Here is a 16739-nt window from a genome sequence, read left to right on the forward strand (position 1 = left end):
AATTGAACTTCTAGTTCGACTGGAAACTGGTTAGGCTTTCGCCTCACCAGCTGCAGCCGCTTGTTCCTGACTCAGCAGCATCCGATCGTAATGGCGGATGAAGGGGTACCAAACCAAGAACGAAACGATGGCGCAGACGACTGAGAGGACCGCCCCTTTCCAACTGGCGGTGGCAATAAAGCCGCTCAAACCGACGGGGGTGGGCCAAGGCTGCTGGACGATAATCTTGGGCACCAAGCCGGTGGTCACCGCGATATAGCCGACCAGCCCAGATGCCAGCGGCGCAAAGATGAACGGGAACAGCAGCTGAATGTTGTACACGATGGGCAGACCGAACAGAATCGGCTCGTTGATATTGAACAAGGCCGGCACAATTTCCACCTTGCCGATTTCTCTGAGCTGAACGGACTTTGACCGATAGGCCAGCCAAATGGCTACGCCCAGGGTAGCGCCAGAACCGCCGATGATGACGAAGGCATTCATCGGGTCACCAGCAAAGAAGTAGCTGGCCCCTTTGACATTGGCGGCCATGTTGGCCAACACGATCGGGGTGTAGAAAGAAGAAATGATGGTCGCCCCATGGATCCCGAACCACCATAGGAAGTGGATCAGGAAGATGACGATCAGGAATCCCCACCAGGTGTTGGCAATATTGCTGATGAAAGAGAAGGGGATATAGAGGATCTTGAAGATATCCGTCCCCATGACGATGAGAATCAAGTCAAGCAGAGCCACCACGACGGCGACACAGAGGCCCGGAATCAGCGAACTAAACGAATTCGCGACACCCGCAGGCACTGAATCCGGCATCTTGATCTGCCAATTGTGCTTGATCGTAAAGCGGTAGATTTGCACAGTGAGCCACCCGACCACCAGGCCGGTGAAAATACCCACCGAAGCGATCCGGGTCACACCGCCAGCAGACACAGCATAGCCGCCGCCAATAATGTTGTCTTTGGCCAGTGACGTCACGAACTGGATGCTGCCGGACTTCCAAACCATCTGCGGGACGGTGATGAACATCGCCATCAAGAACATCAGCAAGCCGTTGAGCGGATCCATCTTGAGATGCTCTTCATCACGATAAATGCCGGTATACGTATATGTAAAAGTACCGGCAAAAACTAGGGCTAAGATGCCCATGGTCGAGTTATACACGACCTGAAACAAATTGGTGAAGCGACCGATCGTGTTGGCGTACCAAGCGGCAAACCCCGGAATCGGGAACGCTTGGGGCAGCACTGTCAGAATCAAGAAGATGGCACCGATAATTGAGAAAGCGATGACGGAGTATCCGGCCTGCATGATGGAACGAACAAACCGGGACCCTGAGAATTTGCCGGCATACAACGCAAATTTGTCCTTAAAGGACGTTTGTGAATCAGCCATGTTGAATCCTCCTATCAATTAATGACCCGCTCGCTTTCTGCGACACGTAAGTACTTGAACCGAACCCGCAGGACAGCGTGATGTGCGACAAATATGGCATTATGCTGTGAAAAAATAGATGATAGTACATCGTCTTTGGTGTCAGTCCAATGATCAGGTGAGCAGTCAGCGAGTGCAAGTGACGGACAGTGATGCTGAAAAACGAATGAATACACGCTACATTTGTACGACAAGGCCTTGCGACATTTGTGAAAGTGGGAAACTTCGTCTTTCTGCTGACCACTGTAGGCCCTGGAAATGTTATTTGCAAGCGCTTAACATCACTTTTGGAACCTGTTCCCTAAATAATAACAAGGCCGTCACAGATATAGCAGCTGCGGCTTTTCATAACCCCCAAACTGAAAAACCGGACACGATTCTAGCAAATCGGAATGACGGCCGCCAAGTTATTTTTCCCAAAATCACAGTGGGCATTAACTGGATCTTGGTCGTTGGCAGAAATGCCAATTAAATAACGACAGATTGAATCCATCAGCCAATATTGAATGAGCGGTTCTAGACAACCGTCTGCGCTCTCTATCATTTTGAAGCAAAGACAGTTGGCAGGTTCAAGGTGCACACCGAATGACGGGTCTTGGTTCGCTGATTAAGCAACTGGTCAATCTCTAGTCTTGAATATCAAAAAAGCCGGCTGCCCGGCTTTTTTGCGTCCCTTTTCTCCCTTAAACACGCGCTTCTGGCTGGGCCTGCAGGGGCAAGGCAATCTCAGTGACAAACACGCCTTCTTCATATTGACGGTTGATCATGCCGTTGTACTTAGCGACCAGCGCGTTGATGCGGCGGATACCGAGGCCGCGCTTGTCGTTCTTGGTCGACGCATAATCGTAGTTGATGTGCTGGTCGGCGGGGCGGGTGTTGGTGACGGAGATGTAAAGCTGCTGCTTCATGATGGCGATGTAGACGCGGAGGAAGCGGTCGCTATCGGCCGGTTGTGCCTCAATGGCTTCCAAGGCGTTATCCAGAATATTGCCGAGAATCACGACCAGGTCCACGTCTTTGATCAGCGGCGTGGGTCCGACAAAGGCCTTGATGTTCATCGGAATGTGCTGGTTCTTGGCGATGGTCAGCTTGGCGTTGAGCACGGCGTCGAGCATCGGGTTGCCCGAGCGGACGATCTGTTCGATGTCGCCCAGGGAGGCGGTCAGTTCGCTAATGTAATGCTGTGCGGCGGGAATGTCGCCGTCATGCAGATAGACTTGCAGCGACTGCAGGTGGTCGTGGTAATCATGGCGCCACCCGCGAATCTGGGCATAGAGATCGTTGACTTCCTTGATGTAATTGGCCATGATCCCGTCCAGCGAACGGGCGTAGACCATGTCCGTCTGCCGGAACAGGTAATGGAGCAGCGTCGTCACCAGGGCAATGAGCACCAGCCACAGGCCCAGCAGCAAGAAGCGCAGAAACAGGGAAGAAAGGAGAAAACTCCCGCCGGTGATGACGGCCGCTGCAGTCAGAAGTGCCCATAACGGCCGATACGCTTGGTCGCGGCAAACGTGATAAGTACTCGCGGCTAGCAGGACGGCAAAGACCAAAAGGGTGGTGAAACCAAGGGGGAGCCAGAGGCCGGCCACCGCAGCAGCTGCCAGCAAGGTGCTCAAACCGGCGTCAGGCCAAGGGCTGTGCACCGCATCCCGGCCAAACTGCCACTGCAGGCCGCCGATCAAGATGGCCGCAACAATACCCCCGACCGGGCCAAAGAAGGGCGCGACGGCGATGGGCAGGAGAAACCCCACGGTCCATTGGGGCTTCTTCTCCGGATGGGCATTCAGCCAGACGAGACCGCCGAGGACTAAGTACAGCGCACAAAGCAGCAAGCGCGCCATCATTTCCTGGCCAGCTTTCTGAACCGGTCCCAGAAGGCCTGCTTGACGGCCGCGGCGCGGTTGCGGGCCAGGGGGACGGCGGCACCGTTCGTCAAGGTGACCGTGTCGGCACCGATCGTCCGGATGTGGTCGATGTTGACGACGGCCGCCTGGTGGGTGGTGATGAAGCGGTCGTCCAGCTGGCCGCGGATATTGGTCAGGCTTTCTTTGAACCGGTCCTGGCCCTGCTGGGTGATGACGGTGAGGTAGTGGCCATCCACGGTGACCGCCATGATGTCGTAGAGATAGACCTGGGTGGGACCGGCGGCCAGCGGCAGGACCAGGAATGCCGGCCGTTCAGTGGCCGCCGCCCGGGCCAGCACCTTGGTCAGCTTCTCCGCCGTGATCGGTTTGAGAATGTAGTCCAGGGCATTCACGTCGTACCCGTCGAAGACGTAATCGTCATAATTGGAGAGAAAGGCCAGGGGCAGTTTGGCATCCTTGGTCCGAATCTGTTTGGCCACCGCCATGCCGTCCATGCCAGGCAGCTTTATATCCAGGAGGACCAGATCCAGTGAAGGCAAATCCGGCCACGCAAACAGAAAAGCCTCGCCCGATGGAAAGAGATGGGCGGTCTGGGGCGGGTCGTGCTGGGCGAGCATCGTCACGAGCGTCTGCTGCATGGCGGGGTTGTCTTCAATAATGCCGATTTGCATGCCGCCGGGCTCCTTTCGTTTTCTTTTAGTTTAGCATTCCTACGCCGTTGGCGCCGCCCAGGCGCCGCCGCTTTTTTGTGACGATGCCTTTTCCGTTGTAAACTATGGAGGTATTAATTTTGGAACGGCATCATCAATGGAGGGAATTGAATGATCAACGGCTTTATCCCCCTGCACAAGGCGGCAGGGATGACCAGTTTTGCTTGCGTGGCGGCAGTGCGCAAACTGGCCCACCAGAAGCGGGTGGGGCACGGCGGCACGCTGGACCCGGACGTGGACGGTGTGCTGCCCATTTGTTTGGGCGTGGCGACGAAGCTTGTTGACCGGCTGCACGCGTTACCCAAGACATACACCGGGGAGATCACGTTGGGCTTTGCCACCGATACCGAGGATCTCAGCGGGACAGAAATTGCTCGGCAGCGCCTCACGACACCATTCATCGCGGACCAGTTGGACACGGCCATGGCCAGTTTCACGGGCGCGTACACCCAAACGCCGCCGCTGTATTCAGCCGTCAAGGTCAATGGCCGCCGGCTTTACGATTACGCGCGGGCCGGCGATCCGGTAGAGCGGCCCACCCGCACGGTGCAGATCTACCACTTCAAGCGGACCAGCACGGCCCGGTTTGAAGCCGCTGCGGGTGAGCAGTCGTTCACCTTCACGGCTCAGGTCTCCAAGGGGACGTATATCCGCACGCTGGCTTCTGACTTGGGGACCAAGCTCGGCGTCCCCGCCGTCATGAGCCAGCTCACGCGGCAAGTCAGCGGCGGCTTCACGCTGGCCGACAGTGTGACTTTAGACACCCTGACGGCAGCACCGGCGCTGACGCCGTATGTGCAGCCAATCCAATCCGTCTTTTCTGACCTGCCCACCGCACAGCTCACTTCCGCGGCCTGGGACCGCGTCCGCCACGGCAATTACCTGCGTCTGGACCGGCCCGCAGCCGCACCGGGCAGCGAGCTGTTCATGCGTTACGGCGGCGACGTCCAAGCCATCTACCGTTACGACGCGGCCAGTGACACTTGGCGGGCCGCCACCATGCTGCTGCACGATACTGATCAGTTCACGTTAGGGGAGAATTAATTCATGCAAGTTATTCCATTAGCCAGTCCGCATCCTGATACCAGTGCTTACCGCCAGCCGCGGGTTCTCGTCCTCGGTTTTTTTGACGGGGTCCACCGAGGCCACCAAGCCGTCATTGCTGAGGGCAGGAAGATTGCAGACGCTCACGGCTGGCCGTTGAGCGTTCTGACCTTCCGGGACCATCCGGCGGTCATTTATCGCGGCGCGGACCGGCAGTCGTTCGCGTACCTTTCTCCCTTGACCGAGAAAACAACCCTGATGGCCCGCTTCGGGGTGGACCAGCTCTTCGTCATTCAGACCGACGCCAGCTTCCGGGACGTGACCTCCCAGCAGTTCATTGACGAGTACGTCGTCGGGTTGGGGGCCCAGGTCATCGTGGCCGGGTTCGATTACACCTTCGGCAAGCGCAGCGTGGCCAACATGGACACCATCGACCGCTTCGCCCAGGGCCGCTTCCAGGCTGTGGCAGTGCCGCCGGTCGCTTACGATGGCGTCAAGGTCGGGTCCACCGAGATCCGCGAGCTGCTCCAAGCCGGCCAAGTGGATCGGGCCAACACGCTTCTGGGCTGGACTTACTGCAATACTGGGACCGTCGTCCATGGCCTGCAGCGTGGGCGGGAATTAGGCTACCCCACAGCCAACTTGGCGGTGACCCCTGGCCAAGTCGTCCCCGGCATTGGCATCTACGCCACCCGTTTCTTCGTCCGTGGTCACTGGTATCCCAGCATGACCTCCATCGGCCACAACGTCACCTTCGAGCCGCATCAGCCGCTCACCGTGGAGAGCAACCTGCTGGACTTTGACGCCGACCTCTACGGTGCCCCGGCAAAGATTAAGTGGGACCACTACCTGCGCGGCGAGATCAAGTTCGCTAACGCCCAGGGGCTCGTGGACCAGCTGGCCCAAGACGCCGCCCACACCCGTGCGTATTATGAAGAAAGGACCCAGTGACCATGGCTGCCGCCTATATCCACATCCCGTTCTGCGAGCACATCTGTTACTACTGCAACTTCAATAAGGTCTTCATCCAGGGCCAGCCGGTGGACGAATACATTACCCGGCTGCTCCAGGAAATCAAGCTCGTCCGAGCACAATACCCCGATGAACCGATCGAGACCGTCTACATCGGCGGCGGTACCCCCAGCGCGTTAACACCCGCCCAGATGGACCGGCTCCTGGCCGGGGTGAACGACCTGCTGCCGCTGCCCGCCGGCGGTGAATTCACCGTGGAGTGCAACCCCAACAACTTGTTGACGATGGACCTTCTCCACGTCTTCCGCGACCACGGCGTGAACCGCCTCAGCGTTGGTGTGCAATCGTTCGATGACGCTGTGTTGAAGAAAATCGGCCGCACTCACCGCGCCGCCGACGTATACACCGCCTTCAAGAATGCCCGCGCGGCCGGCTTTGAGAACATGTCCATGGACCTAATCTACCGCTTGCCGGGGCAGACCTACGACAACTTCGCTGACAGCCTGCGCCAAGCCGTTTCTTTGGACTTGCCGCATTATGCCACCTATTCCTTGATCCTCGAGCAGCGGACGGTGTTCTGGAACCTGATGCGGGCCGGCAAGCTGAACCTGCCCAACGACGATGTTGAAGCGGACGAATATGAACTGGCCATGGACTACTTCAGCCAGCACGGTCTCCACCAATATGAGATCAGCAACTTCGCTAAGCCGGGGTATGAATCGGTCCACAACAAGAAATATTGGCAAAACGAAGATTACTTCGGCTTCGGCGCCGGTGCCTGGGGCTACCTGGACCGGGATCGCTATCACGACTTCGGACCGATCCAGCAGTACTTAAAACCGCTGCGCTCCAACCACGTGCCGGTCTTTGCCCGCCAGCTGGTGTCGCCGGAGGAACAAATGGAAGAGCAGATGTTTCTCGGCCTGCGCATGAACGCCGGTGTCGACCGCCAGCGCTTCGCCCAGCGTTTCGGCCTGACCATCGAGAACGTCTATGGCCAGACCGTCCCCCAACTCGTCAGCCAAGGCCTCCTCACCGACGACGGCGGCCACGTCGCCCTCACCAAACGCGGCCGCTTCATCGGCAACGACGTGTTCGAAAAGTTTCTCTTGCCGGACACGACGTTGCGGGATTAGCAGAACTGGGTTCTCACGACGGTGGCGAACAGCTCAGCATATTGGAAGGCAGGTTAGTTTCTGGCTTTGGCCCGGGCGACTACGGGCCGCGCAAGCTTGACGTCCGTCGTGTTGAAGTATGATGTCCCCGTGGCACCTCCAGCGGATTTGCCCATGCGCCACAGATGTTACGATTGCGTATGAGGTAGGCGATTTGGGCCCGGAGGCTGGCGGGCGTCAGTGGCCAAATTGTTGTTAGCGGTCGGTTTCTGACCGCTTACAACAAGGCCGGACTTGAAGATTTTTGACGTACTTTGTCAAAAAGCTTCAAGCCGTGCCGGCCACTAGCTGCGCAGAACCGGCTCCGCACTTGCTTCGCTTCGCCCGCCCAGCCAGGCGGAGGGCCCAAATCGCCGGGTCTCGCGAATCATAACTCGCACCAAGAGGCGGATGCGCGAAGCGCAACGCCGTACCACGTTAGCACCCGCACCGGAAATCTGCTAAAAAACCGGCTGGAGCCATTGACTTCAACGCCCGCGGTTGGTATATTATGTAGTGTATTAGCACTCAACATCAGTAAGTGCTAAAAAGAGGTGGTAACGATGCTGACCAAACGTGAGATGTTGGTGTTAAAGGAGATCATTAGGCACTATAACGAAACCGGCCAGCCGGTGGGGTCGAAGACCATTATGGGCACGCTGCCCATGAAGGTCTCCAGCGCCACCATTCGCAACGACATGGCCACGCTGGAATCCGCGGGTCTGATTGAGAAGACCCACTCCAGTTCCGGCCGGGTGCCGTCGGATGCGGGCTACCGGTATTACCTGGACCACTTGCTGCAGCCGACGATGGTGGACAGCGATGATCTGAACATGATCCAGACCATCTTCCGCCAGAAGTTTTATCAAGGCGATGAGCTTGTTGCCCAGTCAGCCAAGATCCTTTCTGAACTGACCCATTACACAGCGATTACGCTGGGGCCGGAGGTCGGCAGTATGCGGCTGGAAGGCTTCCAGCTGATGCCCTTGGGTAATCGGCGCGTCTTGGCGCTGCTCATTACCACCTCTGGCCAGGTCGTCAATAAGACGTTCGTGATTCCCGATACGGTCACCGGCGAGCAGCTGGAGGCCGTCATGCGGGTCATCAACGACCAGCTGGTGGGCAAGCCCATTGCTCAGGTCATGGACCAGCTGGACAGTCACCTGGTGCCGCTCATCAGCCGCTACATTCACTCGCCGGACTTCTTCATGGATCTGGTGCACAGCATCCTCAGTGAAGCCAGCGCGGACCGGTTCCATATCAGCGGCAAGATGAACATCTTGGATTACGCCCACATGAACGATGTGGACCAGCTGAAGTCGCTGTATCATCTCATTGATACCGATGACTCGCTGGCGAACCTGCTGGGCTTGGACAATCACGACGACGAGGGCAGCAACGCCCACGGCGTCACTGTCCGGCTCGGCCACGAGTTCCCGAACCAATTGCTGGCCCACATGTCGCTGATTCGGGCCACGTACCACGCTGGCGAATACGGTGACGGGATCATTGCGATCCTCGGGCCGTCCAGCATGCCGTACTCGAAGGTGATCGGTCTGATGGATCTGTTCCGGGACGAACTGGCCCGGCGCATCGCAGACTATTACCGGGATCACGGATAATTTACAAAGGGGTTTTGCACAGTGGCTAAGGATGAGAAAGATACGCAGAAGGGCAGCTTCCCTTCTGAAGATCAAGTGAAAGATAAGAACACGGCAGCCCAGATTCACGCCCACGTTAAGGCCGGCCGACCAAGCGACGGTAAGAAAGCGCCGGAGACCGTCGAAGATAAGGTCTTGGACGAAACCAAGGCCGATCTCGACGAGTTATGGCAGGGTGATACGGTGGCCGCGTTACAAAAAGAAAATAAAGAGTTAAAAGACAAGGTCGCGCAGCTGGAAGATAAATACCTGCGGGCCGAAGCAGAAATGCGCAATATGGGCAACCGCCAGAAGAAAGAAATCGCCGGCATGCTCAAGTATGACGGCCAGAAGCTGGCCAAGTCGATTCTGCCCGTGGCCGATAACCTGGAGCGGGCCTTGGCCGCCGACGTCACGCCGGACGGTATCAAGCAGCTCCATAAGGGTGTCGAGATGACCCATGAGCACTTGATCCATTCGTTGGAAGAGAACCACATCACGGAGATTCCGGCGGCGGGAAAGAAATTCGATCCCACCATGCACCAGGCCGTCTCCACGGTTCCGGCGGACAAGGACCATCCGGCCGACACGGTCGTCCAAGTCCTGCAAAAGGGTTACATGCTGCAGGACCGGGTCATTCGCCCGGCGATGGTCGTTGTCGCCCAGTAAATCATTTCTGAACATTGCACATCAATTTTTAAAACGTTAAAGTGAGGTAATTTGAGTATGGCAAAAGTCATTGGTATCGACTTAGGCACCACCAACTCCGCTGTCGCTGTTTTGGAAGGCGGCAAGCCTAAAATCATCGCTAACCCGGAAGGCAACCGGACCACACCGTCCGTTGTCGCATTCAAGGATGGCGAGATTCAAGTCGGGGAAGTCGCTAAGCGGCAAGCAATCACCAACCCTGACACGGTTTCTTCGATCAAACGCCACATGGGCGATCCGAATTACACCGTGAAAGTCGGCGATAAGACTTACAAGCCCCAAGAGATCAGTGCCATGATTTTACAGTACATCAAGAATTTCGCCCAGGATTACTTAGGTGAAGAGGTCAAGGATGCTGTCATTACGGTGCCGGCGTACTTCAATGACGCCCAACGGCAGGCCACCAAGGATGCCGGCACAATTGCCGGGCTGAAAGTCGACCGGATCATCAACGAACCGACGGCTTCTGCACTGGCTTACGGTGTCGATAAGGACGAGAAGAAAGACGAAAAGATCCTGGTTTATGACCTGGGCGGCGGCACGTTCGATGTCTCCATCCTGGAGCTGGGCGACGGCGTCTTCCAAGTATTGTCAACGAACGGGGATACCCACCTGGGCGGCGATGACTTTGACCGCCGCATCATGGACTGGCTGATCAAGGACTTCAAGGCTGAAAACGGTGTGGACCTGAGCAAGGACAAGATGGCCTTGCAGCGGTTAAAGGATGCGTCCGAAAAGGCCAAGAAGGACCTGTCCGGTGTCACCAGTACGCAGATCTCGCTGCCCTTCATTTCTGCCGGGGCGAATGGTCCGCTGCACTTGGAGAAGACTCTGACGCGGGCGAAGTTCGATGAACTGACCAGCGACTTGGTTGAGAAGACTAAGGTACCCATGGACAATGCCCTGCGCGATGCCAAGCTCACTTACGACGACATCGACAAGATTATCCTGAACGGCGGTTCGACCCGGACACCGGCCGTCCAAGATGCCGTTAAGAAGTGGTCCGGCAAGGAACCCGACCACTCCATCAACCCGGATGAAGCCGTTGCCCTGGGTGCTGCCATCCAAGGCGGGGTCATCACCGGTGATGTCCACGACGTTGTCCTGCTGGATGTAACGCCGTTGTCTCTGGGCATCGAGACCATGGGCGGTGTGTTCACCAAGCTGATCGACCGCAACACTACGATTCCCACGTCCAAGTCCCAAGTGTTCTCCACTGCCGCTGATAACCAGCCGGCCGTGGACATCCACGTGCTCCAAGGCGAACGGCCGATGGCAGCGGACGACAAGACGCTGGGCCGCTTCCAGTTGGCGGACATTCCGCCGGCACCCCGCGGTGTACCGCAGATTCAAGTGACGTTCGATATTGATAAGAACGGTATCGTGAACGTTTCTGCCAAGGATCTGGGCACCGGCAAGTCCCAGAAGATCACCATCCAGAGTTCTTCGGGTCTGTCTGACGAAGAAATCAAGAAGATGATGGAAGAGGCCAAGGAGAACGAGGCCGCCGATAAGAAGCGCAAGGAAGAAGTCGACTTGAAGAACGATGTCGACCAGTTGATCTTCCAGACCGACAAGACGTTGAAGGAGCTCAAGGGCAAGGTTTCTGATGAGGAGATCAAGAAGGCCCAGGACGCTGAAGACGAATTGAAGAAAGCCCAACAAGCGAACAACTTGGAGGACATGAAGACCAAACGCGATGCTTTGAACAAGATCGTCCAAGACCTCACCGTTAAGCTGTACCAGCAGGCTCAGCAGAACCAGGCTGATTCTGGTGCTGCCCAAGGCTCTGGCGCCGCTGGCGACGAGAAGAAAGACGACAGCGACAAGAAGGACGGCAATGGCGATACCGTCGAAGGGGACTTCCACGAAGTTCACAACGACGACAAGTAACCGTCGGTAATTGAACGTTTCTTCCGCAAAAGCTTGCCTTCGGGCAGGCTTTTGTGTCTCTGGCACCTATGGTATCATGGTGACAGTTTGTATTGATTTTGAACGATTCGAGGAGGTCGCCGGATGGCGAAACGGGATTACTATGATGTATTAGGCGTAAGCCGAGACGCAAGCGAGGACGATATTAAACACGCCTATCGCGAGCTGTCTAAGAAATGGCACCCCGACGTGAACAAGGCGCCAGATGCCGAGCAAAAATTCAAGGAGATCAACGAAGCCTACGAAGTACTGGGCGACAAGCAAAAACGCGCCCAGTATGACCAGTACGGTGCCGCTGGGATGAACGGTGGCGCTGGTGCAGGCGCTGGGGCTGGCGGTTTCGGCGGGGCCGGCGGGTTTGGCGGCTTCGGCAACGCTGGTGCGGGCGCCGGCGGGTTCGGCGACTTCGGTGATATTTTCTCCCAGTTCTTCGGCGGCGCAAACACCCAGAATGCCACCGCTCCGCGCCAGGGGCAGGACCTGCAATACCGCATGGACCTGTCCTTCAAGGATGCCATCTTCGGCAAGGATACGGAAGTCACCTATGACCGCACGGCCGTCTGCCACACCTGTCACGGCAGCGGTGCCGCGCCGGGCACCAGTCCCGTGACCTGCCACAAGTGCCACGGCACCGGCTACATTGAGATTCAGCGCCAGACGCCCATTGGTATCATGCGCACCCGGGAAGTCTGCGACGTGTGCCACGGTACCGGCAAGGAGATCAAGGACAAGTGCCCGACCTGCAACGGTACAGGCCACGAACAAGAGCACCACACGTTGAAGGTCAAGGTCCCGGCCGGGGTCGATGACGGTCAGCAGATGCGTCTGGACGGCCAGGGCGATGCCGGCGAGAACGGCGGCCCTTACGGTGATTTGTACGTCGTCTTCCGGGTCCAGCCAAGCAAGGAGTTTGAACGGGACGGTTTTGACATTTATGTCACCGTGCCGATCACCTTTGCCCAAGCCGCACTGGGCGACGAGATCACCGTGGACACGGTCCATGGTCCCGTCCAGCTGAAGGTGCCTGCCGGCACGCAGTCCGGCACGAACTTCCGCCTGAAGGGGAAAGGTGTGCCCAAGTTGCAGAGCACCGGCACCGGAGACGAGCACGTGCGCGTCCAAGTGATTACCCCGAAGAACATGAACGCGCAGCAGAAGGAAGCTCTGGAGGCCTTCGCAGCCGCCGGCGGCGACAAGATCAAGCCCCAAGAGAAGAACCTGTTCGAGAAGATGCGGGATAAGCTCCGCGGCGACGAATAACGCAGCAACACTTTCTACCCTTTGCCAATTTATTTTGGCAAGGGGCTTTTTATTTTCAGAAAATCGTCGTATACTACGTTAGTATCCTAACGAATTGAGAGGCATTATATGACACCAGAAATCGGCCGATTACTTAAAATCGCCAGCAACCGGCTCTCGTGGGGCTTAGATCAGTTTGCCCGACAGCACGGGATGACCGGCACCCAGATGTCCTTCTTGGACTATCTTCACCGCCAAACTCAGGCGGGGAACACCGTCCTCCAGCGTGACATTGAGGAAGAGTTCCAAATCAAGCGTTCCACCGCCACCCAAATATTGAAGACTATGGAAGGGAAGCGGCTGATCACCCGCCAAACCGCGGCTGCCGATGCCCGCCAGAAAGAAGTCCGGCTGACCCCAGTGGCCCGGGACATTGTCGCCCAAGTACGCGGCTACACGGTCCAGTCGGACCAACGGCTGCTGGCCGGCTACACGCAGAAGGAAAGCGATTTGATTACAGACTTTCTGAAACACATTGCAGCATTGAATAAGGAGGACCATCTTGAACGAAACAAATAACCAACGTATTCCCTGGTACGTCGTGTGTGCGATCATCGCCACCGGCGTCATGTCGCTGTGCGGGACCATCGTTGAGACCGCCATGAATATTACCTTCCCGACGCTGATGAAGCAGTTCAGTATTGGGACGAGTACGGTCCAGTGGATGACCACGCTGTACATGCTGGTGGTCGCCATCATCGTGCCCATGTCCGCGTATCTTAAGCGCCGCTTCACCACCAAGGCGCTGTTCATCACCGCCAACTGCCTCTTCCTGCTCGGCGTGATTGTCGACGCCGCCGCACCGTCTTTTGCGGTCCTGCTCCTCGGCCGGGGAATCCAGGGCTTAGGCACCGGCATCGCACTGCCGCTGATGTTCAACATCATCATTGACCAGGTACCGATGTCGAAGATTGGCCTAATGATGGGTGTCGGCACACTGATTACTGCCATTGGCCCGGCCATCGGGCCGACGTTTGGCGGCTTCGTCGTGGATGTTCTGGGCTGGCGCTACATCTTTATCTTCTTGAGCCCCTTGCTGGTTGCCTCATTGATTTTGGGCATCGTCGCCATTCGCCAAAAGCAGCCCACCCAGGAAGCCTCGCTGGATTGGCTCAGCGTTGCCCTGCTGGGGATTGCCTTTATTACGATGATTTTGGGTTTTTCCAAGTTTGGCAGTCAGTCGTTCCTTAGTCTGGCGGTGGGCGGCATGCTGCTGATCGCGGTGATCAGTTTTGGCCTGCTTTTATGGCGGTCACAGCGCGTTAACCCCATCTTGAATTTCGATATCTTGCGGGACGGCGGCTTTGCGGCCATGACCTTTGCCATTCTCGCCTTCCAAATCGCCACGATCGGTTTGAGCTTCATCCTGCCCAACTACATCCAATTGGTCAATGGCAGCAGCGCTAACGCGGCCGGCCTGCTGGTCCTTCCCGGCGCGTTGCTGGGGGCAGCCATGTCGCCTTTTGCCGGTCGGATTTATGATAACTGGGGCGCCAAGCCGCCCTTGATGACCGGAATTATTTTCGCACTCGTGGGCAACGTGACCTTGATGCTCTTTGCCCACCACTTAAGCAACGTAATGATTGCGGTTCTTTACACCGTATATATGATCAGCTTAGGCATCTCGTTTGGTAACATCATGACCGAAGGATTGTCGTACCTGACATTGAAGACCAAGAGCGATGGGAATGCGATTATGACGACCGTCCAACAGATTGCCGGCGCCGTCGGCACGTCTGTCGTCGCCGCCATCGTCGCGATGGGCCAAGCCGTTCCCGGTGTGAGCCAAGCGGCTGGCACGGCCAACGGGGCCCGCAACGGCCTGCTGTTCGTTGTCATCCTTTTAGTGCTCGCTGGGGTATTATTGGTATGGGCATTGTTTTTCAGAAAGCCGGCCCACGCTGAAGAGAGCGTCCCCGCTCAAGTTGACAATTGCCACGAAAAATCGGTTCAGAAAGGATGAGTCAATTGAATATCACAGTGATTGGAGCCACCGGCATGGCTGGCAGCGCAATCGTCCAAGAAGCGGTGAAACGCGGTCATACGGTGACGGCGATGGCCCGGTCAGAAAATGACTTGGCGGCTCTCGCCAAAAAGGTAGCCGGTATCCATACCATGGCGGTCGATGCGTTTCAAGTACCCGCTGAAGACTGGCATGCAGCAGACGCGGTGGTGGACGCTTTTGCCACCGATCCGGCGCATGCCTACCTGCACATTGATTTGGCGACTCGCCTCGTGGCTGAGTTACGGGGAACGAATAAGCCGCGGGTGGTCTTCATTCTTGGGGCCGGTTCATTACAGACCGGGGCGGACCACCATCTGGTCGTGGATGACTTGCGCAAGTTGCCTGGCAGTGACCAGTTCATTGCCATCCCAGAAAGTCAGTACATCGAGCTGCAGTTTCTCCGCTCAGTGAAAAATGTCAACTGGGTGGGCATCTCTCCCAGTCGGGACTTCACGGCCGGACCCGCAACGAAAGTGCTGATGGGGACGAACACCTTGCTGCATAACGCGGCTGGTCAGTCCCATACGACTGCCGGAACCATGGCCGTGGCGGTCTTGGACGAGATTGAACAGCCTCAGCACCGCCAGACCCGGTTCACGGTGGCCGACAAATAATTATCGAGTCGTTTAAATTGCTTTGTGCCGAAAATCGTGAAATAATACTCAGCAGGTTTGGGACTGGTTCACATTAATTGTCTGCTAGACAAGATCAGGAGGCATGAAGATGAGCAATTCAAGGTTGCCACAGTTAGGCGTTGCAGGGGCAGGAGTTCTCTTGGCTCAACAATTTTTGGGCATTGTCTTGTTGGCATTCGCTACCGCTCTAGTGCTACGGCTTGTGTTTGTCCGCACAGGTAATAAATCATGATTGTTGAGGGATTGACAGTATTTTTCGAACTTGCCCTGTATATTTTCCTTACGTACATTTTGCTGAGTATGATGTTGGGTATTATGCATGCGCCAAAATTGCAGTCCGAGTTTTTGGAAAATACTGAAGAGGCCAGCGATGGCCTCTTCTATTATATTATTATCCCTACGCTGAACGAAGGCAGAATCATCCAGCACACCCTCAATAGGCTGCTTCAGAATGATTTTAACGGTATCGTGATCGTGGTGGATGATGCATCTGCCGACGATACAGTACACCGTGCATCTAGCGTGGCCGATGGCGATATGCGGATTTTAATCGTTCGGCGGCAACTTCCTCATGCCCAAATTGGCAAAGGGGACAGTTTGAATCAGGCCATGGATTGGATTCGGCATGATTCCCGGCAACATCAAAGGGATTTGAGTAAAGTTGTCGTTGGTGTGCTGGATGCCGACGGTGGGCTATCTAATAATGCATTTTTTGCACTCAACCACTTCTTCACAGATTCCGGGCACGACATCTGTCAACTTCGGGTAAAAATGGACGGTCCATTTACAAATTCACTCCAAGCTGCGCAAGATCTCGAATTTTTCACCGTGAATAATGAGGCTCAAAATATGCGGATGCACACGCACACTGTTGGTCTTTCCGGTAATGGCCAGTTTTTTCGGTTGCTACCGGTGGTTCGTGCAATTGGTTGGCATCCTTGGGGCAATGCTTTGCTGGACGATTATGAGTTGACACTGCGCTTGATGCTTCATGGGATTACAGTTCACTATATAGACTCAGCTTATGCTTCCCAACAAGCTTTGACCAGCCCATATAAACTAATGCGCCAAAGAAGCAGATGGGTACAGGGGAATTTGGACTGCATGCGGTATTTCCGCCCAGTCATACAGAATAGACATCTAAGTTATACACAGAAGGCTGGCATTCTGTTTTTTTTAGCACAACCCTGGATCAATCTTGGTGCTGATTTATCATTGTTCGGCTTATTTGGCATTAGTTTACAACACATTGTCAACATCATGTTGGCGCGTCCCGAAACGATACTCCATCCCAGATAAATTGCCAACTGTATAGAAAACGACGCAACTCCTTGAGCTGCGCCG

The 16739-nt window shown here is 56.1% G+C and carries 14 protein-coding genes; 11 read left to right on the forward strand and 3 right to left on the reverse strand.

The features are described from left to right. Positions 1-30: 30 nt before the first annotated feature. From celB to L248_RS10755, 3 genes are all read right to left on the reverse strand, one after another. A complete protein-coding gene (celB, locus tag L248_RS10745; protein WP_022530246.1) occupies positions 31-1389 on the reverse strand; it encodes a PTS cellobiose transporter subunit IIC in 1359 nt (452 codons plus the stop codon). Between the two features lie 722 nt (positions 1390-2111). Then, positions 2112-3020 carry a sensor histidine kinase gene (locus L248_RS15325; protein WP_425423455.1) on the reverse strand — a complete coding sequence of 303 codons (909 nt, stop codon included), beginning with the start codon at positions 3018-3020 and terminating at the stop codon, positions 2112-2114. A gap of 251 nt (positions 3021-3271) precedes the next feature. After that, the gene (locus tag L248_RS10755; protein WP_022530249.1) at positions 3272-3967 is read right to left on the reverse strand and encodes a LytR/AlgR family response regulator transcription factor; all 696 of its coding nucleotides are present in this window, start codon (positions 3965-3967) and stop codon (positions 3272-3274) included. Between the two features lie 153 nt (positions 3968-4120). On the opposite strand from L248_RS10755, the gene truB reads away from it, so the two are divergent. The 11 genes from truB to L248_RS10810 all read left to right on the forward strand — a co-directional run bounded on the left by truB (position 4121) and on the right by L248_RS10810 (position 16694). Beyond that, positions 4121-5050: a tRNA pseudouridine(55) synthase TruB gene (truB, locus tag L248_RS10760; protein WP_052000012.1), complete on the forward strand. Its 930-nt coding sequence runs from the start codon at positions 4121-4123 to the stop codon at positions 5048-5050. 3 nt (positions 5051-5053) lie between these two features. Further along, positions 5054-6001 carry a riboflavin biosynthesis protein RibF gene (gene ribF, locus L248_RS10765; protein ID WP_022530251.1) on the forward strand — a complete coding sequence of 316 codons (948 nt, stop codon included), beginning with the start codon at positions 5054-5056 and terminating at the stop codon, positions 5999-6001. Positions 6002-6003: 2 nt separating this feature from the next. Beyond that, entirely contained in the window at positions 6004-7158 is a 1155-nt protein-coding gene (gene hemW / locus L248_RS10770) for a radical SAM family heme chaperone HemW (protein WP_040536360.1), read from the forward strand. Between the two features lie 581 nt (positions 7159-7739). Then, positions 7740-8798, forward strand: coding sequence for a heat-inducible transcriptional repressor HrcA (gene hrcA, locus L248_RS10775; RefSeq protein ID WP_022530253.1), 1059 nt, complete (start codon positions 7740-7742; stop codon positions 8796-8798). 75 nt (positions 8799-8873) lie between these two features. After that, positions 8874-9485, forward strand: a complete 612-nt coding sequence (gene grpE / locus L248_RS10780; RefSeq protein ID WP_052000014.1) for a nucleotide exchange factor GrpE — start codon at positions 8874-8876, stop codon at positions 9483-9485. 57 nt (positions 9486-9542) lie between these two features. After that, positions 9543-11417, forward strand: coding sequence for a molecular chaperone DnaK (gene dnaK / locus L248_RS10785; protein ID WP_022530255.1), 1875 nt, complete (start codon positions 9543-9545; stop codon positions 11415-11417). Positions 11418-11540: 123 nt separating this feature from the next. Then, complete coding sequence (dnaJ, locus tag L248_RS10790) at positions 11541-12716, forward strand: molecular chaperone DnaJ (protein WP_022530256.1); 1176 nt, start codon at positions 11541-11543, stop codon at positions 12714-12716. 108 nt (positions 12717-12824) lie between these two features. Then, entirely contained in the window at positions 12825-13274 is a 450-nt protein-coding gene (locus L248_RS10795) for a MarR family winged helix-turn-helix transcriptional regulator (RefSeq protein WP_022530257.1), read from the forward strand. A 49-nt stretch (positions 13275-13323) separates the two neighbouring features. Continuing rightward, positions 13324-14718, forward strand: a complete 1395-nt coding sequence (locus L248_RS10800) for an MFS transporter (RefSeq protein ID WP_052000016.1) — start codon at positions 13324-13326, stop codon at positions 14716-14718. Between the two features lie 5 nt (positions 14719-14723). Then, a complete protein-coding gene (locus L248_RS10805; RefSeq protein ID WP_040536364.1) occupies positions 14724-15374 on the forward strand; it encodes an NAD(P)-dependent oxidoreductase in 651 nt (216 codons plus the stop codon). A gap of 249 nt (positions 15375-15623) precedes the next feature. Beyond that, on the forward strand, positions 15624-16694 hold the full coding sequence (locus L248_RS10810; protein ID WP_022530260.1) for a glycosyltransferase: 1071 nt from the start codon (positions 15624-15626) through the stop codon (positions 16692-16694). Positions 16695-16739 lie beyond the last annotated feature (45 nt).

The organism is Schleiferilactobacillus shenzhenensis LY-73, from assembly GCF_000469325.1.
In the GTDB taxonomy this organism is placed as follows: Bacteria; Bacillota; Bacilli; order Lactobacillales; family Lactobacillaceae; genus Schleiferilactobacillus; species Schleiferilactobacillus shenzhenensis.